The organism is Pseudarthrobacter sp. MOO14, assembly GCF_058267675.1.
The window spans coordinates 162,102-184,954 of the sequence record NZ_CM177849.1; the positions used below are offsets into that span (position 1 = coordinate 162,102).

18 protein-coding genes and 1 pseudogene are annotated in these 22,853 nt (G+C 66.2%); 10 read left to right on the top strand and 9 right to left on the bottom strand.

The window, feature by feature from the left end; translation table 11 throughout:
• The first annotated feature begins 251 nt into the window (after nt 1–251).
• The 5 genes and pseudogenes from gap (at nt 252) to AC4EEV_RS00725 (ending at nt 4,256) form a co-directional block, all read left to right on the top strand.
• The gene (gene gap, locus AC4EEV_RS00705) at nt 252–1,262 is read left to right on the top strand and encodes a type I glyceraldehyde-3-phosphate dehydrogenase (RefSeq protein WP_018761257.1); all 1,011 of its coding nucleotides are present in this window, start codon (nt 252–254) and stop codon (nt 1,260–1,262) included.
• Nucleotides 1,263–1,272: 10 nt separating this feature from the next.
• Nucleotides 1,273–2,499 carry a phosphoglycerate kinase gene (locus AC4EEV_RS00710; RefSeq protein ID WP_491329929.1) on the top strand — a complete coding sequence of 409 codons (1,227 nt, stop codon included), beginning with the start codon at nt 1,273–1,275 and terminating at the stop codon, nt 2,497–2,499.
• Between the two features lie 102 nt (nt 2,500–2,601).
• On the top strand, nt 2,602–3,417 hold the full coding sequence (tpiA, locus tag AC4EEV_RS00715; RefSeq protein ID WP_491329930.1) for a triose-phosphate isomerase: 816 nt from the start codon (nt 2,602–2,604) through the stop codon (nt 3,415–3,417).
• A gap of 48 nt (nt 3,418–3,465) precedes the next feature.
• Nucleotides 3,466–3,723, top strand: coding sequence for a preprotein translocase subunit SecG (gene secG / locus AC4EEV_RS00720; RefSeq protein ID WP_018761260.1), 258 nt, complete (start codon nt 3,466–3,468; stop codon nt 3,721–3,723).
• 136 nt (nt 3,724–3,859) lie between these two features.
• Nucleotides 3,860–4,256, top strand: a pseudogene (locus AC4EEV_RS00725) (RNA polymerase-binding protein RbpA).
• On the opposite strand, the gene pgl reads toward AC4EEV_RS00725, so the two are convergent.
• The 6 genes from pgl to tkt are packed head-to-tail and all read right to left on the bottom strand — an operon-like array spanning nt 4,209 to nt 12,425.
• Entirely contained in the window at nt 4,209–4,979 is a 771-nt protein-coding gene (gene pgl, locus AC4EEV_RS00730; RefSeq protein ID WP_240617700.1) for a 6-phosphogluconolactonase, read from the bottom strand. The pseudogene AC4EEV_RS00725 and the gene pgl overlap by 48 nt on opposite strands.
• 37 nt (nt 4,980–5,016) lie before the next feature.
• On the bottom strand, nt 5,017–5,958 hold the full coding sequence (locus AC4EEV_RS00735) for a glucose-6-phosphate dehydrogenase assembly protein OpcA (protein WP_491329931.1): 942 nt from the start codon (nt 5,956–5,958) through the stop codon (nt 5,017–5,019).
• The gene (gene zwf / locus AC4EEV_RS00740) at nt 5,955–7,514 is read right to left on the bottom strand and encodes a glucose-6-phosphate dehydrogenase (RefSeq protein WP_026264452.1); all 1,560 of its coding nucleotides are present in this window, start codon (nt 7,512–7,514) and stop codon (nt 5,955–5,957) included. Before zwf ends, AC4EEV_RS00735 begins: the two co-directional genes overlap by 4 nt.
• Before the next feature lie 15 nt (nt 7,515–7,529).
• Entirely contained in the window at nt 7,530–9,161 is a 1,632-nt protein-coding gene (locus AC4EEV_RS00745) for a phosphoglucose isomerase-related protein (RefSeq protein ID WP_018761265.1), read from the bottom strand.
• Nucleotides 9,162–9,166: 5 nt separating this feature from the next.
• Nucleotides 9,167–10,282 carry a transaldolase gene (gene tal / locus AC4EEV_RS00750; protein ID WP_491329932.1) on the bottom strand — a complete coding sequence of 372 codons (1,116 nt, stop codon included), beginning with the start codon at nt 10,280–10,282 and terminating at the stop codon, nt 9,167–9,169.
• A 25-nt stretch (nt 10,283–10,307) separates the two neighbouring features.
• A complete protein-coding gene (gene tkt, locus AC4EEV_RS00755; protein WP_109044628.1) occupies nt 10,308–12,425 on the bottom strand; it encodes a transketolase in 2,118 nt (705 codons plus the stop codon).
• Between the two features lie 513 nt (nt 12,426–12,938).
• On the opposite strand from tkt, the gene AC4EEV_RS00760 reads away from it, so the two are divergent.
• Both AC4EEV_RS00760 and AC4EEV_RS00765 read left to right on the top strand, forming a co-directional pair.
• The gene (locus AC4EEV_RS00760; RefSeq protein ID WP_018761268.1) at nt 12,939–13,898 is read left to right on the top strand and encodes a heme o synthase; all 960 of its coding nucleotides are present in this window, start codon (nt 12,939–12,941) and stop codon (nt 13,896–13,898) included.
• A 219-nt stretch (nt 13,899–14,117) separates the two neighbouring features.
• Nucleotides 14,118–16,385: a SulP family inorganic anion transporter gene (locus tag AC4EEV_RS00765; RefSeq protein WP_018761269.1), complete on the top strand. Its 2,268-nt coding sequence runs from the start codon at nt 14,118–14,120 to the stop codon at nt 16,383–16,385.
• Nucleotides 16,386–16,476: 91 nt separating this feature from the next.
• Here AC4EEV_RS00765 and AC4EEV_RS00770 read toward each other — a convergent pair whose 3' ends face one another.
• From AC4EEV_RS00770 to AC4EEV_RS00780, 3 genes are read right to left on the bottom strand one after another with little or no spacing between them, the layout of a single operon-like run.
• Nucleotides 16,477–17,421, bottom strand: a complete 945-nt coding sequence (locus AC4EEV_RS00770; RefSeq protein WP_018761270.1) for a COX15/CtaA family protein — start codon at nt 17,419–17,421, stop codon at nt 16,477–16,479.
• A gap of 7 nt (nt 17,422–17,428) precedes the next feature.
• Nucleotides 17,429–18,196, bottom strand: coding sequence for an ABC transporter permease (locus tag AC4EEV_RS00775; RefSeq protein WP_018761271.1), 768 nt, complete (start codon nt 18,194–18,196; stop codon nt 17,429–17,431).
• Nucleotides 18,193–19,161 (bottom strand): ABC transporter ATP-binding protein, encoded by a 969-nt coding sequence (locus tag AC4EEV_RS00780; RefSeq protein ID WP_026264455.1) that lies wholly within the window; start codon nt 19,159–19,161, stop codon nt 18,193–18,195. The genes AC4EEV_RS00775 and AC4EEV_RS00780 overlap by 4 nt, the downstream gene beginning before the upstream one ends.
• Before the next feature lie 180 nt (nt 19,162–19,341).
• Here AC4EEV_RS00780 and AC4EEV_RS00785 point away from each other — a divergent pair, with 180 nt between their 5' ends.
• From AC4EEV_RS00785 to sufD, 3 genes are read left to right on the top strand one after another with little or no spacing between them, the layout of a single operon-like run.
• On the top strand, nt 19,342–20,133 hold the full coding sequence (locus AC4EEV_RS00785; protein ID WP_081624129.1) for a helix-turn-helix transcriptional regulator: 792 nt from the start codon (nt 19,342–19,344) through the stop codon (nt 20,131–20,133).
• The gene (sufB, locus tag AC4EEV_RS00790; RefSeq protein ID WP_018761274.1) at nt 20,133–21,596 is read left to right on the top strand and encodes a Fe-S cluster assembly protein SufB; all 1,464 of its coding nucleotides are present in this window, start codon (nt 20,133–20,135) and stop codon (nt 21,594–21,596) included. Before AC4EEV_RS00785 ends, sufB begins: the two co-directional genes overlap by 1 nt.
• Nucleotides 21,596–22,837 (top strand): Fe-S cluster assembly protein SufD, encoded by a 1,242-nt coding sequence (gene sufD / locus AC4EEV_RS00795; RefSeq protein ID WP_109044624.1) that lies wholly within the window; start codon nt 21,596–21,598, stop codon nt 22,835–22,837. Before sufB ends, sufD begins: the two co-directional genes overlap by 1 nt.
• Nucleotides 22,838–22,853: the final 16 nt, after the last annotated feature.

The window sequence follows — 22,853 nt, forward strand, 5'->3', positions numbered from 1 at the left end:
GTTATACATCGATGTAACAAACTTCACATTCTGACTTAAACCGGCCGGGATGTGGATGGTCCGCCCCCGCACTTGCGGGGGCGGACCCAGTTAAACGTAAGATGGGTCACGGAAGGCGGTTAGCCTTCAGCAATGAGGCTGGTCGCCCTCCGTGTTAATCATCTCTGCCCAATGGCGTGCGGGATCTGTTAGTTGGCTTGAACGCCCGCTCAACTAGTAGTGCTTCTCAAAGCACCAAGGAGACTGTAAAAGTGACGACCCGTATTGGTATCAACGGCTTCGGCCGCATTGGCCGCAACTACTTCCGCGCAGCACTTGCACAAGGCGCGGACCTGGAGATCGTTGCCGTCAACGACCTCACCAGCCCCGAAGCCCTGGCCCACCTGTTCAAGTACGACTCCGTCGGCGGACGCCTGAAGGAGACCATCGAGGTCAAGGACGGCAACATCGTCGTCAACGGCAACGTCGTCAAGGTCCTGGCCGAACGCGATCCCGCCAAGCTCCCCTGGGGCGAACTGGGCGTGGACATCGTGATCGAATCCACCGGGTTCTTCACCAAGGCAGCAGACGCCCAGAAGCACATCGATGCAGGCGCCAAGAAGGTCCTGATCTCAGCTCCGGCCTCGGACGAGGACATCACCATCGTGATGGGCGTCAACGACAAGCTCTACGACAACGCCACGCACAACATCATCTCCAACGCCTCCTGCACCACCAACTGCCTCGGCCCGCTGGCCAAGGTGGTCAACGACGAATTCGGCATTGAGCGTGGACTCATGACCACCGTGCACGCCTATACCGCGGACCAGAACCTGCAGGACGGCCCGCACAAGGACCTGCGCCGTGCGCGTGCTGCGGCCATCAACATGGTCCCCACCTCCACCGGCGCCGCCAAGGCAATCGGCCTTGTCCTCCCCGAGCTCAAGGGCAAGCTGGACGGTTACGCCATCCGCGTCCCCGTGCCCACCGGCTCCGCCACCGACCTCACCGTCACCGTCTCCCGCGAGACCACCGTGGAGGAAGTCAACGCCGCCCTCAAGCGCGCCTCGGAGTCCGAGGAACTGCAGGGCTTCCTGACCTACACGGACGAGCCCATCGTCTCCTCCGACATCGTTGGCGACCCCGCGTCTTCCATCTTCGACGCCGGCCTGACCAAGGTCATCGGCAACCAGGTCAAGGTTGTTTCCTGGTATGACAACGAATGGGGCTACTCCAACCGCCTCGTCGACCTCACGGAGCTCGTGGCATCCAAGCTGGGCTAGGGTTAGACACATGACATCTCACACCCTCAACGAACTGATCGCTGAAGGTGTCCGCGGGCGGTACATTCTGGTTCGAAGTGACCTGAATGTGCCGCTCGACGGCTCTACAGTCACTGACGACGGCCGCATCAAGGCCTCACTTCCAGTGCTGTCAAAGCTCACGGACGCCGGTGCCCGCGTGCTGGTAACAGCCCACCTCGGACGCCCCAAGGGCGCCCCGGAGGACAAGTATTCCCTTCGCCCCGCCGTGGACCGCCTCGCCGAGCTGGCGGACTTCAAGGTCACCCTGGCAGCTGACACCGTGGGTGGTGCCGCCAAGGAGGCTGCTGCCGCCCTGCAGGACGGCGACGTGCTGGTCCTGGAGAACGTCCGCTTCGACTCCCGGGAGACCAGCAAGGACGACGCCGAACGCGGCGCCTTCGCCGACGAACTCGTGGCACTCACCGGCGACAACGGCGCTTACGTGGACGATGCCTTCGGCGCCGTCCATCGCAAGCACGCCAGCGTCTATGACGTCGCCACCCGGTTGCCGTCATACCAGGGCGACCTGGTCCGTACGGAGGTGGAAGTCCTTCGGAAGCTGACCACCGACACCCAGCGTCCCTACGTCGTGGTGCTCGGCGGTTCCAAGGTCTCCGACAAGCTTGCGGTCATCGACAACCTGCTTGGCAAAGCCGACACCATCCTGGTGGGCGGCGGCATGCTGTTCACCTTCCTGGCAGCGTCCGGTCACAAGGTGGGCTCCAGCCTCCTTGAGGAAGACCAGATCCCCGTGGTCCAGGACTACCTCAAGCGGGCCGCGGATGCGGGTACCGAGTTTGTCGTGCCCACGGACGTCGTGGTGGCAGAGAAGTTTGCTGCCGACGCCGCGCACGAAACGGTGCCGGCGGAGGCCATCGAAGGCAGCAGCTTCGGTGCCAGCGGCATCGGCCTGGATATCGGCCCCAACACCGCTGCCGCGTTCGCGGAGCGCATCAAGGGAGCCCGCACGGTCTTCTGGAACGGTCCCATGGGCGTCTTCGAATTCGAGGCGTTCTCCGCCGGCACCCGCGCCATCGCGCAGGCGCTGACGGAAACCGGGGGTTTCACCGTCGTGGGCGGCGGCGACTCCGCGGCTGCGGTGCGTACGCTGGGATTCGCAGACGACCAGTTCGGCCATATTTCCACTGGCGGCGGTGCAAGCCTGGAATACCTTGAAGGCAAGGAGCTTCCCGGCCTCAGCGTCCTGGACCGGTAGCACAACTGCCACAGCAGTATCGGACTGAACAGTCCTCCGGCCGGCAGGTTGCCCGCGGCAGCCTGCCGGCCGCACACATATCAAGACTTTTATGGAGATCACGTGACTACGTCAACGAACGGCGCCTTCGACCGCAAGCCCTTCATCGCGGGCAACTGGAAAATGAACATGGACCACGTGCAGGGCACCACCCTCCTGCAGAAGCTGGCCTGGACCCTCTCCGATGCCAAGCACGACTACAGCCGGGTCGAGGTTGCCGTTTTCCCGCCATTCACGGACCTCCGCGGCGTCCAGACTCTGGTCCAGGGCGATGACCTGCAGGTGGCCTACGGCGGCCAGGACCTTTCCCAGTTCGACTCCGGAGCCTACACCGGCGACATCTCCGGCCAATTCCTCGCCAAGCTTGGCTGCACCTACGTCCTGGTGGGCCACAGCGAACGCCGTACCATCCACAACGAGTCCGACGACGTCCTGAACGCCAAGGTCAAGGCGGCTTTCAAGCATGGGGTCACTCCGGTCCTGTGCGTCGGGGAGGGCCTGGAAATCCGCCAGGCGGGAACCCATGTGGAACACACGCTCCAGCAGCTCCGCGCCGGAGTTGCAGGGCTCACCAACGACCAGGCCGCCGAACTGGTGGTCGCCTACGAGCCCGTCTGGGCGATTGGCACCGGCGAGGTCGCGGGCCCCGAGGATGCGCAGGAAATGTGCGCTGCGATCCGGGCGGAGCTCGGCAACCTCTTCGGTGCGGACGTTGCCGCCAAGACCCGCCTGCTGTACGGCGGTTCGGTCAAGGCCAACAACGCCGCCGCCATCCTGCAGGAGCGCGACGTGGACGGGGTCCTGGTGGGCGGTGCCAGCCTTGATCCTGCCGAGTTTGCTAATATTGTCAGGTTCGAGAGCCACCTGGTCACGGACTAGTCCGGCGCCAGTACAAACTCCCGCCATCCCAACTTCCGAAAGGCCGTCGTGGACGTTCTTCATGTCATCCTGCAGATCCTCCTGGGCATCACCAGCCTCCTGCTGACGCTGCTGATCCTCTTGCACAAGGGTCGCGGCGGCGGGCTTTCCGATATGTTCGGCGGCGGCATGAGCTCGGGCCTTAGCTCCTCCGGGGTAGCCGAACGAAACCTCAACCGTTTCACCATCGTCTTGGGCGTTACGTGGGGCGTGGTAATCATTGCCCTCGGCCTGATTATGCGGTTCAGCGGCGGTGGCGACTCCTAAGGGTCCCGCTGACTAGGGTCCAGAGGCCCTCCCGCTGCCCGGATCGGGCATCTAAACTGTGGCTGTCGGTTTACCGGCGGCCACAGTTGCGTTTAAGCTGCCGAAACCGGCCATCCGCTTCGAGGCAGGAGATGTCATGGTCCATCCAGCATCGGGCTTTCGGGGGACCCGCGCCGGGGTGACGGCAGGGTCCGGATCGAGCCTGCAGTCCACCGATTCTTCCGCCCAGCCCCTCCCTCGCATCCGGGTGTCCTACTGGTGCGCGAAGGGACACGAGACCCAGCCAGTCTTCGTTAAGCTTCCCCGAGGACCAGATTCCCGTGACCTGGGACTGCCGCCGCTGCGGGGGTCCCGCCTCCCGTGACAGCCAGGCGGCCGCCTTGGCTGATCCGTTCGACGACGGATACAAAAGCCACCTGGAATACGTTAAAGAGCGGCGCTCCGACCGGGACGCGGAAGACGTCCTGGCCGGAGCGCTGGAAAAGCTACGCGCCCGCGGCGTCTTTTCGGACGAGTTGCTGCGGGACACGTGAGGCGGCGTTCTCGTCGATCAGCCACAGGGTACGGGACGTACCGCGCGGTCCGGCGGCAGGTACCTGGACCGGGTTGGCGCCGGCAAGGGCAAGCCCTACCGCCCCGGCCTTGTCCTCTCCGGCCACCACCATCCAGACTTCTGACGCCGTATTAATGGCTGGCAGGGTCAGTGAAATGCGCAGCGGCGGGGGCTTGGGCGAGTTGCGGACGCCCACCACTGTGAGGTTCTTTTCCCTGATGCCGGCTTGCTCAGGAAACAAGGACGCGATGTGGGCGTCGGGGCCGACGCCCAGGAGTACCACGTCAAGGCGCGGCAACGCTGACGGCTCATCCGGGCGGTCATCGGACATGTCCGCTGCATGTTCGGCTGCTGCCGCTTCCCGGAGTTGCCGCGCATAGTCTTCGGCCGCCTCCTCTGCGGTACCGAAGTCGTCCGCGGAGCCCGGGGAGTGGACCCGTTCCGGGTCCACGGGAATGTGCGAGAGCAGGGCATCGAACGCCTGCTTGGTGTTCCGGTCCGGGTCCGCGGTACCAACGAAACGTTCGTCACCCCACCAGAAGTTGACCTTGGACCAATCGACGGCGGGAGCCGCCGGGGAATCGGCCACTGCCTTCAGCGTACCGATCCCCACGGTCCCCCCGGTGAGCACCACTGTGGCTTCGCCGTACTTGTCCTGGACATCAACGAGCTTGGTGATCAGGCGGGCCGCGATGGCGGCCATGAGGACGGACGAATCAGGATGGATGCTTACTCTGGGGTCAACGCTCACTGGGTCGGACGCTCCTTAGATTGGTACGTGGCAGTCCAATAGTAATCACTTCGCCAAACACTTCGTCCGGGTCAAGCCGGCGGAGCTCCTCGGCGAGGCAGTCGCGGAGGCTGCGTCGGGGGAGGGTGATCCGTTGGGCGGGTTGGCCGGGCTGGGTGAGTTCGGCGACCGAGAGTCCGGGGCGGAAGAGCTGCACGTCGCCGCCGGGCCGGCTGAGGCGGACGCGGCGGATCCCTGTCCCCGCCGGGTCCGCGACGATGGTCACGGGTGCGTCCAGGGTCAGCGTTAGCCACGCCGCGAGCAGGATGGTGGAGGGTGAGTCCGAGGCGCCTTCGACCGCGACCGCGGTGACGGGCGAGGAATCGACTTCGTCCAGTGCCGCGGCCAGCTGGATCCGCCAGTTGGTCAGCCGGGTCCATGCGAGGTCGGTGTCACCGGCTTTGTAGGTGTGGTGGATCCGTTCCAGTGCCGCCTGCGGGTCCGGTTCGTTGGCAGAGTCTGTGATCCTGCGGTGCGCGATCGCGCCGACGGAGGTCTCGCACGCGTTCTCGGGTGCCCCGTGCGGCCACCAGGCCACGATCGGGGCGTCCGGGAGCAGCAGGGCGGCCACCAGGGATTCGGACTCGTGCGCGAGCTGGCCATAGCCGCGGAGCACGATGACCTCGGATGCGCCGGCATCCCCGCCCACGCGGATCTGCGCGTCGAGCCGGTCCTCGGCGTCCTTTCCGGCGTCGGCCAGGACGATGATCCGGCAGGGGTGTTCCCGGCTGGCGTCATTTGCGGCCTCAATGGCTTCTTCCTCAAGCCCGGACTTGGTCACCACCACGAGGGTGAGGACCCGACCCAGGGCGATCACCCCGCCCTGCTCGCGCAGGGACATGAGCTTCTTGGATACCTTCGAGGTGGTGGTATCGGGCAGGTTTACGATCATGGCCTTCTCCAGGTTCGTCCGTCGCGGGCCAGCAGCTCATCGGCGCTGGCCGGGCCCCAGGAGCCGGGGGCATAGGGTTCGGGCTGTTCGGCCAGGGTGGCCCAGTATTCCTCGAACGGGTCCAGGATCTTCCAGGACAGCTCCACTTCCTGATGGCGCGGGAACAACGGCGGCTCACCAAGCAGAACGTCCAGGATCAGCCGCTCGTACGCTTCGGGGCTCGATTCGGTGAACGAGTGCCCGTAGCCGAAGTCCATGGTCACGTCACGGACTTCCATCTGGGTGCCGGGGACCTTGGAACCGAACCGGATGGTTACGCCCTCGTCGGGCTGGACCCGGATCACCACGGCGTTCTGCCCGAAGTCGTCCTCGCCATGGTCGCGGAAGAGCAAATTCGGGGCTCGTTTGAAGACCACGGCAATCTCGGTGACCCGGCGGCCCAGGCGCTTGCCCGCACGCAGGTAGAACGGAACCCCGGACCAGCGGCGGGTGTGGATGTCCACCCGGATCGCCGCATAGGTCTCCGTGGTGGAGTCGGCGGGGATGCCTTCCTCTTCCAGATAGCCCTGGACCTGCTCGCCGCCCTGCCATCCACCGGTGAACTGGCCGCGCGCGGAGTGCGTGGAGAGATCGTCCGGGAGCTTGACCGCGGCGAGGACCTTTTCCTTCTCCGCCCGCAGGTCATCGGCATTGAAGGAGATCGGTTCCTCCATAGCCGTCAGTGCCAGCAACTGGAGGAGGTGGTTCTGGATGACGTCGCGGGCCGCACCCACACCGTCGTAATACCCGGCCCGGCCACCGGTGCCGATGTCCTCGGCCATGGTGATCTGGACATGGTCCACGTAGTTGGCGTTCCACAGCGGTTCGAACAGCTGGTTCGCGAAACGCAGTGCCAGGATGTTCTGGACCGTCTCCTTGCCCAGGTAGTGATCGATCCGGAACACGGCGTCCGGCGGGAAGACGGACTCGACAATGTCGTTAAGCTGCCGCGCCGATTCCAGGTCATGGCCGAACGGTTTCTCGATCACCACCCGCCGCCACTTGTCCCCGTCAGCCTGCGCCAGGCCGTGCTTGGAGAGCTGCCGGCACACCTGCTCGAACGCCTTGGGCGGGATCGACAGATAGAACGCGTGGTTCCCGCGGGTGCCGCGGACGTCGTCGAGCTCCTTGATCGTCTCGCCGAGGCGCTCGAACGCGGCGTCGTCGTCGAACTCGCCCTGGACAAACCGGATGCCCTCGGACAGCTGGTTCCAGACCGCCTCATCGAACGGTGTGCGCGCGTGCTCCTGCACGGAGGCCTTCACCTCGGCGGCGAAGTCCTCCTTGTCCCACTCACGGCGGGCGAATCCCACCAGCGCAAAGCTGGGAGGCAACAACCCGCGGTTGGCGAGGTCATACACCGCCGGCATGAGCTTCTTCCGGGCAAGGTCGCCTGTCACCCCGAAGAGGACAAGCGACGAAGGACCGGCAATCCGGTTCAAACGGCGGTCACGCGGGTCGCGCAACGGATTACGCCCGCGGCCCGCGCCCTTCCTGCCGTATTCAGTTTCTGGCATGGTTGCTTCTGCGCCTTAGCTCTCGGTTGCGGATGCGCGGGTGGACAGCGCTGCGACAAGGTCCTGCAGCTGCGCCACACCGGCGGCACGGTCGGTGAGGTGGAGGCGCAGCACGGGCCGGCCGTGCTGGCCCAGGACCTGGGCGTCGCCTGCAGCCTGGGCGGCAATGAGCTCGCCGAAGCTGAACGGCCGGTCCGGGATCGCGAGGTCCTCGGCCGCCGCAGCGGTGACCTGCAGGAAGACGCCGATCGCGGGGCCGCCCTTGTGGAACTGCCCGGTGGAGTGCAGGAAGCGCGGGCCCCAGCCGAACGTCACCGGCCGGCCGGAAGCCGCGGCGAGCTCGTCACGGATTCCTTCAAGGCCTGAAAAGGCCAGGCGGTCGAAGTACGCCTGGACGCTCAGGTAGCTGTCGGCAGCGAGCGTGCCAAGGAGTGCTTTGACGGCTTCGGCGGCGGTGGTGGCGCCGCCGAGCCAGTCGCCGCCCCGGACCTCGATGGCACCGTCCACGAAAGCGGCAGGGGTCGGCTCCGGCTGGGCATCCAGCAGCCCCCGGGCAGCCACCTTGGCGGCTTCCACGTCAGGCTGGTCGAAGGGGTTGATGCCCAGCAGCCGGCCCGCAACGGCGGTGGCGAACTCCCACACCATCATCTGGGTGGCGAGGCCTCCTGCGATGGCCACCTGGTTGTCTCCGAGTTCGACGTCGGCATCCGCGGCTACCAGCCGCACCACCAGGACGTCCGGCGCGCCGGAGGTCACCTCGGGCGCGTTGGGACCCGCCACGACAGGCAGGATGCCCGTCCCCAGCTTGCCCGTCGATTCAGCGATGAGCTGCTCGGCCCAGTCGGCGAAGCCAACGATGCCGGAGCCGTCCTCGGCAATGACGATCTTGTTCCGCAGCGGGCTGGTACCGCCGAGGGCGGCGCCCAGGGCGAGGCCGATGTTTTCGGGGGCGTCGTCATTGAGGACCTCGGCGGCTTCCTCGGCCTCATCCAGGAAGGCCTGGATATCAACCCCGGCCAGGCCTGAGGGCACCAGTCCGAACGCCGTCAGCGCCGAGTAGCGTCCGCCGACGTTCGGATCGGCGTTGAACACCGCGCGGTAGCCGGTTTCGCGGGACGACTTGTCCAGCGGGGAACCGGGATCGGTCACGATGATGATCCGGCTCTTGGCGTCCAGCCCGGCCTCGGTGAAGGCCTGCTCGAAGATGCGGCGCTGTGAGTCGGTTTCCAGGGTGGAACCGGACTTGGACGAGACCACGATTGCGGTCTCGGCCAGCCGGTCTTCAAGGGCAGCACGGACCTGGTCGGGGTCCGTGCTGTCCAGCACCGTCAGCTCGACGCCGGCCGTGCCTGCGATAACCTCGGGGGCCAGCGAGGATCCGCCCATGCCGCAAAGCACGATCCGGGTGACGCCTTCGGCGCGCAGGGCGTCGCGGAGTTCCAGGATGTCCTTGACCAAGGATTGTGAAACGGTGGCCGCCTCCACCCAGCCGAGGCGGATGGCCGACTCCGACTCCGCATCAGGACCCCACAGGGTGTGGTCCTTCGCGAAGATCCGGGTGGCGATCCGGTCATTTACCAGGGCGGGAAGGTGCTGGTCCAGGGCTTGCTGGGCAGCGCCGGTGGCGTCGAAGCTGAGTGTGCTCATTGGTGTTAGGAGGCCTTCCGTGCAGAGGCGAGGGCACCTTCGACGTCGGCCAGCAGTTCTTTCCAGCTGGCCACGAACTTGTCCAGGCCTTCGGTTTCGAGCAGGGCGACGACATCGTTGTAGGAGATGCCGAGCTTTTCCAGGGCGTCGAGGGTGGCGTTCGCCTCGGCGTACGTGCCGGTGACCGTATCACCGGTGACCACGCCGTGGTCGAAGGTGGCGTCCAGGGTCTTCTCCGGCATGGTGTTGACGACGCCGGGAGCGACAAGTTCGGTGACGTAGAGGGTGTCGGGGTACGCCGGGTCCTTCACGCCGGTGGAGGCCCACAGCGGACGCTGGGGGAGTGCCCCGGACCCGGCGAGCAGTGCCCACCGCTCAGTCGAGAAGAGTTCCTCGTAGACCTGGTAGGCAAGGCGGGCGTTGGCAACGCCGGCCTTCCCCTTCAGTGCCTTGGCTTCGTCGGTGCCGATCTTGTCCAGGCGCTTGTCGATCTCGGTGTCCACCCGGGAGACAAAGAACGAGGCCACGGAGTGGATCTTCGCGAGGTCGTGGCCGTTCTCCTTGGCCTGCTCCAGGCCGGACTGGAAGGCGTTGATGACCGCGCGGTAACGCTCCAGGGAGAAGATCAGCGTTACGTTGACGCTGATGCCCTCGGCCAGGGTGGCGGTGATGGCCTCGAGGCCTTCCAGGGTTGCCGGGATCTTGATGTGGACGTTGTCCTTGTTGACCCGCTGGTAGAGGTGCTTGGCCTCGGCGATGGTGCCTGCGGTGTCCCAGGCCAGGCGGGGGTCGACTTCGATGGACACGCGGCCGTCGACGCCCTTGGTGGCTGCGGCCAGCGGGGCGAAGAGGTCGCAGGCGTCGGCGACGTCGGTGGTGGTGATCTCGAAGATCGTGTCTTCCACGCTGGCGCCCTCTGCTGCCTTGCCGGCAATGATGGCGTCGTAGTCCGTGCCGGAGGTGATGGCTGCGTGGAAGATGGACGGGTTGGTGGTCACGCCAACCACGTTCTTCTCTTCAATGAGCTTGCGGAGGGTGCCGGTTTCCAGGCGTCCGCGGGAGAGGTCGTCGAGCCAGATGGAGACTCCGGCGTCGGAGAGCTGCTGGGTGGGAGTAGTCATTTCTGTATCTCCTAAAAGATGAGGTTTAGCCCTGGAGGCTGGAGAGGGAATCCTTGGCGGCGGCAGCAACTGCTTCTGCCGTTATGCCGAATTCCTGGAAAAGGCGCTTGTAGTCGGCGGAAGCGCCGTAGTGCTCGAGGCTGATGGAACGGCCGGCGTCGCCGACGAATTCCCGCCAGCCCAAGGCCAGTCCGGCTTCAACCGAGACGCGTGCCTTGACGGCGGCCGGCAGGACGGATTCGCGGTAGGCGGCATCCTGCTTCTTGAACCACTCGACGCACGGCATGGAGACGACGCGGGCGGCGATACCGTCGGCCTGCAGCGCTTCGCGTGCCTGGACGGCCAGCTGGACCTCGGAACCGGTGGCAATGAGGATCACGTCGGCAGGTACCGTGGCGCCGTCTTTCGAAGCCTCGGCCAGGACGTAGCCGCCCTTCGCAACCCCGGCCGTGGAACCGAAGGTGTCGCCGTCGGCGTCGCCCGCACCGCGTTCCCACGTGGGGATGTTCTGGCGGGTCAGGACGATGCCTGCGGGGTTGGCGTGGTTTTCCAGCATGGTCTTCCAGGCGGCAGCAACCTCGTTGGCGTCGCCGGGGCGGACCACGTCCAGTCCCACGATGGCGCGCAGTGAGGCCAGCTGTTCCACCGGCTGGTGGGTGGGGCCGTCCTCGCCCAGGCCGATGGAGTCGTGCGTCCAGACGTACAGGGACGGCACACCCATCAGGGCGCCGAGGCGGATGGCGGGCCGCTGGTAGTCGCTGAAGATCAGGAAGGTGCCCGAGAACGCCCGGGTGTTTCCTGCCAGGCTGATGCCGTTGACGATCGACGCGGCAGCGTGCTCGCGGATGCCGAAGTGCAGCACCCGGCCGTACGGGTTGCCGGACCACGCGTCGGTCTGCTTGGAGGCCGGCACGAAAGACGGCGAGCCCTCGATGGTGGTGTTGTTGGACTCGGCGAGGTCGGCGGAGCCGCCCCAGAGTTCGGGCATGACCGGGCCCAGCGCATTGAGAACCTTGCCGGACGCCGCGCGGGTGGAAACGTCCTTGCCTGCGGGGAACACCGGCAGGGCGTCGTCGATGCCCTCGGGAAGTTCGCGGGCTTCGATGCGCTGCAGCAGTGCTGCCCCTTCCGGGTTGGCTGCCTGCCAGGCGTTGAACGACTCTTCCCACTCTTTGTGTTCGGCAGCGCCGCGTTCAACCACCGCACGGGCGTGTTCGAGCACTTCCTGGTCCACGTCGAACGACTTGGCGGGGTCGAAGCCCAGGACTTCCTTCAGCGCGGCGACTTCCTCGGCGCCCAGGGCCGAGCCGTGGATCTTGCCGGTGTTCTGCTTCTTGGGTGCCGGGTAGCCGATGACGGTGCGCAGCGAGATGATTGACGGCTTGGAGGTTTCGGCCTTCGCGGCGAGCAGGGCCGAGTAGAGCTCCTGGACGTCTTCCTTGTATTCGCCCGTGCGGGTCCAGTCCACGCGCTGGGTGTGCCAGCCGTAGGCCTCGTAGCGCTTCAGGACATCCTCGGTGAACGCGATGTCGGTGTCGTCCTCGATGGAAATGTGGTTCTCGTCGTAGATCACCACGAGGTTGCCAAGCTCCTGGTGGCCGGCAAGCGAGGATGCCTCGGAGGTCACGCCTTCCTGGAGGTCGCCGTCGGAGGCGATAACCCAGATGGTGTGGTCGAACGGCGATTCGCCCGCGGGAGCGTCGGCGTCAAAAAGACCGCGCTGGCGGCGCTGCGAGTACGCAAAGCCCACGGAGGACGCCAAGCCCTGGCCCAGCGGGCCGGTAGTGATTTCCACGCCGGCCGTGTGCTTGTACTCAGGGTGGCCCGGGGTGAGTGAACCCCAGGTGCGGAGCGCTTCCAGGTCCTTCAGTTCCAGCCCATAGCCGGAAAGGAACAGCTGGATGTAGAGCGTGAGGGAGGTGTGGCCGGGGGACAGGATGAAGCGGTCGCGGCCCAGCCAGTGCGGATCACGCGGATCGTGGCGCATCAGCTTCTGGAAAAGAAGGTACGCGGCCGGGGCCAGGCTCATCGCCGTACCCGGGTGGCCGTTGCCCACCTTTTCTACGGCATCCGCTGCCAGCACGCGGATGGTATCCACGGCGCGCTGGTCCAGGCTGGTCCATGACAGTTCTTGCTCTTCCAAATGTGGCACGAAAACCGGGCCCCTCTCTGTGCTGGTGGCAGTGGTACACCGGATCCGGCTAAGGGCGCGCTCTGTGGCGCCGCTTTGGTGTGTACCAGCCGTTCACCATCGAAACGTTGATCTTTGCATTCAGTCACGAACAGCAAGTGGGAATGCGTTTTCCACCGCTTACTTGCTGCGTGCTGATCTGGTGACAGCTTAGCTCTTATCCATAGTCCGGGCGGCCCGAATCTCACGTTTTGGACGCAATTTCCCCTTTTGTGAAAGGCTCCGGCGGAAGGCTGAGTTAATCTGCTCGAATGGGCCTGCGAGCGATCAACTGCGCATAGGGCAGGCCCCGGACGGGGGTGCCGGCACGGTATGATATTCGGAGGCCAACACCGGTGGGCACCACTGCAGCCGGAGTCTCCCGGCAGATGCAGGCACATGGCAATTTCTTTTCGTCGTGCCATGCCCGGGGCGGGGCCGCACGACCGGAGCTGCACAGCCAGCCTCAACTGCCACACAGAACGGGTGACTGCCACCGTGAGCACAACAGATACGCCGCTAAACGCATCCCGGGCCTCCGGCGCCGGGTATGCCCGCAAGGCAAAGGCGTATCTCGCCCTCACCAAGCCCCGCGTGATCGAACTGCTCCTGGTGAGCACCCTGCCCACCATGATCTACGCCGAGCGGGGCTTCCCGCCCATCGGCCTGATCCTTGCCACCCTGGTGGGGGGCGCCTTCGCCGCCGGAAGTGCCGGGGCATTCAACTGCTACATCGACCGGGATATCGACAAGCTTATGCACCGCACCGAAAACCGGCCGCTGGTGACGGGCGAAGTCACGCCCCGCGAAGCGCTGGTCTTCTCGTGGCTGCTGGGTGCGGCGGCGATCGTGATCCTCTGGTTTGGTGCCAACCCGCTGTCAGCCTGGCTCGGCCTGGGCGCCATCTTCTTCTACGTGGTGGTCTACACCATGATCCTGAAGCGCCGTACCGCACAGAACATTGTGTGGGGCGGCGCGGCAGGGTGCTTCCCGGTCCTGATTGCCTGGGCTGCGGTGACCAATTCGGTGGAGTGGCCGGCGGTCATCCTCTTCATGGTGATCTTCCTGTGGACACCGCCGCACTACTGGCCGCTGTCCATGCGCTACGGCGAGGACTACCGCAACGCCAATGTCCCGATGCTCGGCGCCATCGCCGGCGCCAAGGTGGTTTCCGTCCAGGTTGTCCTCTATGCCTGGGCCATGGTCGCCTGCTCGCTGCTGATGATTCCCGCAGGCGGTGCCGGTTGGGTCTACACGGCCACCGCCGTCCTGGCGGGCGCATGGTTCCTTTATGAATCCCATGCCCTGTATGCGCGTGCGCAGCGGGAGGACATCCCCGACAAGCGGGCCATGAAGGTGTTCCACGGCTCCATCAGCTACCTGACCCTGCTCTTTATCGCCCTCGCCGTCGATCCCTTCATTGGCCGGGCGGTGGCAGGCGGCTAGCTGAAACGCCGCTCCAACCTGCCGGCGGCCCCCACCTCACGGTGGGGGCCGCTTTTTGTTGTTGAGCCTTGTTGGGCGGCAAGCGTGGGGTAAGCCACTGATTCGTTGCCTTGGCGAACAATATGCCATCTTTGTCATATCTGTCACGTTAACTGTCATTGAACATGACCAGCTGCTTACGGTGGACCGGACCCTTCCCGCAAGCAAAGGAAAGAGCCCATGGAAGCCCGTCCCACAGCCGTCCCCGCTCCCAGCCACAGCCCACCGGGTGGAAACTGGAATCCGCTCCGGAAAAAACCCGGCATCCCCGGGTTTGCCTCCCATCTCGGTGCCGACATTCCCGCTTCACTGGTGGTGTTCCTCGTCGCGCTCCCGCTCTCGCTTGGCATTGCGGCCGCATCCGGTGCCCCGATCATGGCGGGATTGATCGCCGCCGCCATCGGCGGCATCGTGGCCGGCAGCCTTGGCGGCTCGCCGCTTCAGGTGAGTGGTCCCGCCGCCGGGCTGACCGTCGTCGTGGCCGGCCTGGTGCAGGAGTTCGGCTGGCAGGTGACGTGCGCCATCACCGTGGCCGCCGGCGTCGTGCAGCTGCTGCTGGGCATCAGCCGTGTCGGCCGGGCAGCCCTGGCCGTTTCCCCCGTGGTGGTCAAAGCCATGCTCGCCGGCATCGGCGTCACCATCATCCTGCAGCAGCTGCACGTGCTGCTGGGATCGCGGCCCGCAGGCTCTGCGCTTGAGAACCTCGCAGGACTGCCCGCCGCCATTATCAACCTGGAACTGCATGCCGCCCTGCTGGGCCTGGCGGTCATCGTGATCCTGCTGTGTTGGCGGTTCCTTCCCGCCATTGTCCGCCGGGTGCCCGGCCCGCTGGCAGCAGTTGCCGCCGGTACCGCGTTGGCGGTCGCCTTTGCCCCGGGGGTGGAACGCATCTCCCTCGACGGTTCGATCTTCGATGCGATCGCCCTGCCGCAGCTTCCCGACGGAAACTGGCGGGCGTTCGCTTTCGCAGTCCTGACCATGGCCCTGATCGCGAGCATCGAATCCCTCCTTTCCGCGGTTGCAGTGGACAAAATGCACACCGGACCGCGAACCAACCTCAACAAGGAACTCGTCGGCCAAGGCGCCGCAAACATCGTCTCCGGATCACTGGGCGGCCTTCCCGTCACGGGTGTGATCGTCCGCAGCGCCACCAACGTGGAAGCCGGCGCGGCCACCCGCACGTCCGCCGTGCTGCATGGCATCTGGGTCCTCGCCTTCTCGGCGCTCTTCGCCGGACTGATCCAGCTCATCCCCCTGGCCGTCCTCGCCGGCCTGCTGGTGGTCATCGGTGCACGCCTGATCAAGGTGGCCGATATCCGCACCAGCCTGCGGACCGGTGACCTCCTGATCTACGCCGTGACCCTTGGCTGCGTCGTCTTCCTGAACCTGTTGGAGGGCGTCATGATCGGGCTCGCCCTGGCCGCCGCGTGCGTGCTGTGGCGGGTCCTGCGCGCCCCGATCCAGGCCCACCCGCCCGCCGCCGCGTCGTCGCCCTGGCGGGTGACCGTTGCCGGATCCTGCAGCTTCTTCGCCCTGCCGCGGCTGAACGGGACGCTGCAGTCAATCCCCGCCGCCGTGGACGTCGTGGTGGAGCTGAATGCGGACTACGTAGACCATTCGTTCCGCGAAGCCCTGCTGGCCTGGCAGGTCCAGCACCAGGCCACAGGCGGCACCGTGAACCTCGAAGAGCACGGGAACACCCTGTTCCGGGACGCGGCCCACCAATCGCCCCGCCGCGGAGAAGCCAGCGAGCTGCCGCTGCCACCCCGGAAGGAATCCCTGCTGCAGGGAATCAACAAGTATCACCGCCGGTTCGCGGACCAGGTGCGTCCCCTGGTGCACGACCTGGCCGAAGTGCAGAACCCGGACAGCCTGTTCGTGGCCTGCGTTGACTCGCGCGTCAACCCCAACCTGATCACCAGCAGTGGTCCGGGCGATCTGCTCACCCTGCGGAACATCGGCAACGTTGTGTGCAACCACGGCCAGGATTCCTCGATCGACTCGGCCCTGTCCTTCGCCGTCACGGGCCTGGGCGTGAAGTCGCTGGTGATCTGCGGGCATTCAAACTGTGGCGCCATGAAGGCGCTGATCGCCGAGGCGGACGGCGCGGACCACGCTTCCCTGGGCCCGGCGTTCGGGCGTTGGCTGGGGCACGCCCGGCAAAGCCATGCCGAACTGCTGGCGGGCCACCCGGTGGGGAGGCAGGCCGCCGCCGCCGGGTACAGCACGGTGGACCAGTTGGCGATGGTCAACGTCGCCGTGCAGCTGGGCAAGCTCCACAACCATCCGCACGCGGGGCCGGCCCTGGCCGGCGGGCAGGTCCAGGCAACCGGCCTGTTCTACGACATTGCCACCGCGCGGGTCCTCGAAGTGACGCCGGACGGCATAGCGGACCTCGACCCGGCGCTCGGGTCCAGGCTGCAGGACGGCGCCTTGGCGTCCGGTTAGTCCGGGCACCTGCGGCACGGCCTGCGAATAGAGGAAAGGCGCCCCGGTCCATAGACGGACCGGGGCGCCTTCTTCGTGGCGGTGCCTGAACCTACGTGGCTGTGCTCGAGCGGGCGAGATCCCAGGCGTTCGTCGATGCGGCCATCAGCAACGCGGCACCGAGCATATGGGCCGCCACCAGCAATGCGGGAATGCCGTTGTAGTACTGCGTGAACCCGATGACAGCCTGCAGGACCGTGACTCCGAGGAGGGCCAGCACGGCGGTCCGGAACGGGCCGGTGATCCGCCGGCGCACCACCAGGACGAGGGCCACCACCGTGCCGGCAGTCACCAGGTAGGCGGGTACGGCATGGATGTGCGACACAAGGTCCCAGTCGAGGTTGTTGCGGGGCGCGTCGGCGTCACCGGCGTGCGGCCCGGCCCCGGTCACCACCACGCCAAGCATGACGGCCACGGCAGAGAAGAGGGCGACGGCGGCCGTCACCGGGCGCAGGACAGCGGGGAGCACGGCCGGCCGGGCCGCCAGGAAACGGCCGGTCCGGCCGAAAGCGCGGTTCACCAGCAAGGTGGAGAACACCACCAGGGCCATGGACACCAGGAAGTGCAGGCCCACCACCCATGGGTTGAGGTTGGTCAGCACGGTGATGCCGCCGATCACGGCCTGCGCCGGGATGCTGGCCAGCAGGCCCAGGGCCAGCAGGAAGAGGTCCTTGCGTTCCTTCCGCAGGTTCCACAGGTACACCAGCAACAGCACGGCAACCGCGGCCAGGACAAACGTCAGGAGCCTGTTCCCGAATTCGATGAAACCGTGAATGCCCATTTCCGGGGTGTTCACCAGCGAATCGGAAGTGCAGCGCGGCCACGTGGGGCAGCCAAGCCCGGACGCCGTCAGCCGGACGGCGCCGCCGGTGACCACCAGGAGTGTCTGGCCAATCAGCGACGCGACAGCGAGGCGGCGGACGCGGACGTCCACGGTGCGGGGCAGCCGGGACGCCAGGCGGCTGGCGAGCTGGGGGAGGCGGGAAGCCGTGGTCACGATTTTCTCAATTCCACTTGAACCAACGGATGGCTGCGGCCCCGGCGATGACGGTCCAGAGCAGCAGGATGAGGGCGGCGCCGCCATTGACGGCCCCGCCCAGGAAAGCGGCGCGCATGGATTCGCCGAGCGCGCCGGAGGGCAGGAAGTGGATGACGGCCTGGGCTGCGGCGGGCAGCCGTTCGGCAGGGATGACGATGCCGCCCATGGCGCCCAGGAGGATCCACAGCAGGTTGGTGATGGCCAGGGTCGCTTCCGGCCGCACCGTTCCGGCCACCAGCAGCCCCAGCGACGTGAAGGCTGCGGCGCCAAGCGCCAGCAGTCCCAGGCCGGGAAGCCAGCCGGCCGCCGTCGGCTGCCAGCCCAGGGCCAGCGCCACGAGGCCCACCACAACCACCTGCAGGCAGAGGACGGCCAGGACGGAAAGGACCTTGCCGGCGATCAGGCCGCCACGGCCGAGCGGCGTGGTGGAAAGGAACCGCAGAACGCCGTACCGGCGGTCAAACCCGGTGGCGATGCCCTGGCCGGTGAAGGCGGTTGACATCGCGCAGAGGGCCAGGATGCCGGGGACCGCCACGTTCACGCGGCTGGAGCCCATGCCGTCCAGGAACGGGGTCACCGTCAGGCCAACCAGGGCAAGGAGCGGAAGCACCACTGCAAGGATCAGCTGTTCTCCGTTCCGGAGCATCGTCAGTGCCTCGTACTTGCCCTGCAGCAGCACGCGGCGAAGCAGGGGAGCGGGCTGCTGGTGCTCCTGCGGTGCTGCGGCGCTCATCGGATGTCCTTTCCCGAGATATCCAAAAAGACGTCTTCAAGGCTACGCGCCTGAAGGCTCATCGAGGCCGGCATGATTCCCTTCGCTTCCCACCACTGCGCCAGGGCGGCCAGATGGCGCGGTGTCAGGGTGCCGGTCACCGTGTAGCTCCCGGCGCGTGCTTCGGAGACGTCGACGCCGGCGGGCAGCACGGCGGCCACGTCCAGGCCGGCCGGTGCCTCGAAGACCAGGGTCCGGACGTGTTCGGCGCCCGGGTCCGCCACCGGGCTGCGCTGCAGCAGTTCCTGGACCGTTCCCTCTGCCACGTTGCGGCCGCCGTCGATGATGTAGACGTAATCGGCAAGGCGCTGGGCATCGTCCATCAGGTGTGTCGTGAGGATGATGCCCATGCCGCCGTCGCGAAGTTCGGCAATCAGGTCGAACACCAGCTGGCGGGACTGGGGATCCAGGCCGGCGCTTGGCTCGTCGAGGAACAGTACTTCGGGACGGCCAATCAGGGCGGCGGCCAGGGCAAGGCGCTGCTTTTGGCCGCCGGACAGCCTGCGGACGCTGGTCCGGCTGAAGGTATCGATACCCAGCCTGCCCACCAGGTCTTCAAGGGGCCAGGGGTCGGCGTAGAGGCCGGCGATGTGCCGCAGCAGCGGCAGTGGCCTTGCTGACGGCGGGAGCCCGCCATCCTGGAGCATGACGCCAACGCGGGCGCGGAGGCCGGACCCGGCCGCGGCCGGGTCCTGGCCCAGCAGCGAGATGCTGCCGCCGCTGCGTTTCTGCAGGCCTTGGGCGCATTCGAGGGTGGTTGTCTTGCCGGCACCGTTGGCGCCCAGCAACGCGGTCACTTCCCCCCGCTCGGCGATGAGTGAAACGCCGCTCACCACCCGAAGCATCTTTCCGTCCAGGTTGGACAGGGGGCCTACGTCCTTGATGAGCCCATTAATGGACAGGACAGGGGACTTGGGGGATCGCACCACAGTATTCTACGGGATGTAGTATTCAGTGCCGTCCTTGCTGCGGCTCGCGCGTCCGGCGCCGGGCGGCACTCCCGGGTGGCACGGGAAGCGCGCGGTCACATTCCGGCAGGACCCAAGGTCAGCCTGCCCTTACTGGAGTCGTGGACTAAATTACGACATGATTGTGTTGTGTATTCCATGACCAATGCTGCCGCTGTGCCCTTGGCGGGGCCGGCTCCCGTGGCTGATGCCGACGAGCGTACCCGTGACCGGGTGCTCGCTGCCGTCCTGGAACACGGACCCGTCAGCGCCGCCGAGCTCGGAGACATGCTGGGATTCACCCCGGCGGCTGTCCGCCGGCACCTGGACCACCTCTCCCGTGCAGGCGTCATCGAGGTCAAAAGGGTGGCGAAGCCCGGCGCGGGTGCAGGCCGTCCCGCCCGCCGCTACGTCCTGAGTTCACAGGGCCAATCGAGCTTGGGCAATGACTACCTGGACATCGCCGCCTTGGCCCTCCAGCAGCTGCAGAAGGTTGCCGGCCCGGACGCGGTGCGCGCCTTCGCGGAAGAACGATTCGCGGACATGGAGCGGCGCTACGCACCCGAAATCGAGGAAGCAGGCCCGGACATCCGGGACCGCGCCACGGCACTTTCGGCCGCTCTGAGCCGGGACAACTTCGTGGCTTCCGCCGCCGCCATCGAAGCGAAGGCGCCGCTGCCCGCCGCGCTGTCCAGCGTGCAGCTCTGCCAGGGGCACTGCCCCATCCAGCAGCTCGCCTCCCGCTTCCCCGTCTTCTGCGACGTCGAAACCGAAGTGTTCTCACGACTGGTCGGAGTGGACGTCCGCCGCCTGTCCACCCTGGCCCGCGGCGGCCACGTCTGCACCACCCACATTCCTACAGGCAGGCTGCCTGCCAAACCGGCCACCGTGCCGGCCGCAGCCCCCGCCGGCCTGGACGAAGTAATCAACCATCAGCAAGAAAGGCCGTGATGACGGACCAACTATCAGAGAAAGCAGTAGCCGAAAACACTGTGATCTCGGAGATTCTGGAAAAGAATCCCGAGCTCCACGGCATCGGCAACTACGAGTACGGCTGGGCTGACAAGAACGATGTCGGCGCCAATGCGCGCCGTGGGCTCAACGAAGAGGTTGTCCGGGACATTTCGGCGAAGAAGAGCGAGCCGGAATGGATGCTTGACCTGCGCCTCAAGGGCCTGAAGTACTTCGACCGCAAGCCCATGCCCACCTGGGGCGCGGACCTGTCCGGCATCGACTTCGACAACATCAAGTACTTCGTACGGTCCACCGAGAAGCAGGCTGCCACCTGGGATGACCTGCCCGAAGACATCAAGAACACCTACGACAAGCTGGGCATCCCCGAGGCCGAAAAGCAGCGCCTTGTTTCCGGTGTCGCCGCCCAGTACGAGTCCGAGGTTGTCTACCACCAGCTGCGTGAGGACCTCGAACGGCAGGGTGTCATCTTCCTGGACACCGATACTGCCCTGAAAGAGCACCCGGAGATCTTCCAGGAGTACTTCGGCACGGTTATCCCGGTGGGCGACAACAAGTTCGCCTCGCTGAACACCGCCGTCTGGTCCGGCGGCTCCTTCGTGTACGTGCCCAAGGGCGTCCATGTGGAGATCCCGCTGCAGGCCTACTTCCGCATCAACACGGAAAACATGGGCCAGTTCGAGCGCACGCTGATCATTGCCGACGAGGACTCCTACGTCCACTACATCGAAGGCTGCACCGCGCCGATCTACACCTCGGACTCGCTGCACTCCGCCGTGGTGGAAATCATCGTCAAGAAGGGCGCCCGCGTCCGCTACACCACCATCCAGAACTGGTCGAACAACGTCTACAACCTGGTGACCAAGCGCGCCATCTGCGAAGCCGGCGCCACCATGGAATGGATCGATGGCAACATCGGCTCCAAGGTCACCATGAAGTACCCGGCCGTCTACCTGGTGGGCGAGCACGCCAAGGGCGAAACCCTGTCCATCGCGTTTGCGGGCGAAGGCCAGCACCAGGACACCGGTTCGAAGATGGTCCACATCGCGCCGAACACCAAGAGCTCCATCATCTCCAAGTCCGTTGCCCGTGGCGGCGGCCGCGCCGCCTACCGCGGCCTGGTCCAGGTCCGGGAAGGCGCCAAGCACTCGGCCAACACCGTGCGCTGCGACGCGCTCCTGGTGGACACCATCTCCCGGTCTGACACCTACCCGTACATCGACATCCGCGAGGACGATGTCCAGCTGGGACACGAGGCCACAGTCTCCCGCGTCAGCGAGGAGCAGCTGTTCTACCTCATGTCCCGCGGCATGCCCGAGGACGAGGCCATGGCCATGATCGTGCGCGGCTTCATTGAGCCGATCGCCCGTGAACTGCCCATGGAATACGCCCTTGAGCTGAACCGCCTCATCGAACTCCAGATGGAAGGATCCGTCGGTTAATGACTGCCGAAGCTACTACTGAAAAGGCGCGCATCGGCGCACCGTCGATCGCCGGTTTCACCGAGGAGGGCGAACACCTCGTTGCCTCCAAGGTGGACCGCCACCACAGCCATGGCGTACAGGTCATGGCCTCCCGCGCCGAGCGCCTCACCAGCCACAAGGTGGCCGATTTCGCGCTGCCGAACGGCCGCGAAGAGGAGTGGCGCTTCACTCCGGTGCGCGAACTGGCGAACCTGCTTTCCGACACGGCCGCGGAAGCCGGCGCCCTGGGCGTCTCCGTCGAAGCGCCCGAGGCTGTCCGCCAGGGAACCCTGCGGGCCGGTGAGGCCCCCCGCGGTGCCACCCTGGTCCCGGCCGACCGGGCCGCCGTCGTCGGCTCCGCCAACTCGGAAGAGGCCCAGTTCATCTCGATCCCGGCCAACACCGAACTGGACGCCCCGGTCCGGCTCGTCCTGACCGGCAACGGGGCGGGACTGCGCACCAACTCCCACCATGTGATCGAAGCCGGGGTGAACAGCCGTGCGGTGGTGATCATCGAACACGACGGCTCGGCCGACCACAACGGCAACGTGGAGATCCTGGTCCGCGAAGGCGCCCACCTCACTGTCGTTTCACTGCAGCTGTGGGGCGACGACGCCAAGCACCTGGCCCAGCACGACGCCGAGGTCGCCAAGGATGCGGTCTACAAGCACATTGCCGTCTCCCTCGGCGGGAAGATCGTGCGGATGAACTCCAACGTCCGCTTCGCCGGTGAAGGCGCCGAGGCCGAGCTCCTGGGCCTCTACTTCGCCGACGCCGGCCAGCACCTCGAGCACCGCTCCTTCGTGGACCACAACGTGGCCAATTGCAAGTCCAACGTCCTGTACAAGGGCGCGCTGCAGGGCAAGGGTGCGCACACGGTCTGGGTTGGCGACGTCCTCATCCAGAAGCAGGCCGAAGGCACCGACTCCTACGAAAAGAACCAGAACCTGGTCCTGACCGAGGGCTGCCGCGCGGACTCCGTTCCGAACCTCGAGATCGAAACCGGCCTGATCGAAGGCGCCGGCCACGCAAGTGCCACCGGCCGCTTCGACGACGAGCACCTGTTCTACCTGATGGCGCGCGGCATCCCCGAGGATGTTGCCCGCCGGCTGGTGGTGCGCGGCTTCCTGAACGAGATCATCCAGCAGATCAAGGTTCCGGCCCTCGAAGAGCGCCTGACCGAGGCTGTGGAACGCGAACTCACCGCAATCGACTACTAGGACGGACGGGCACGAA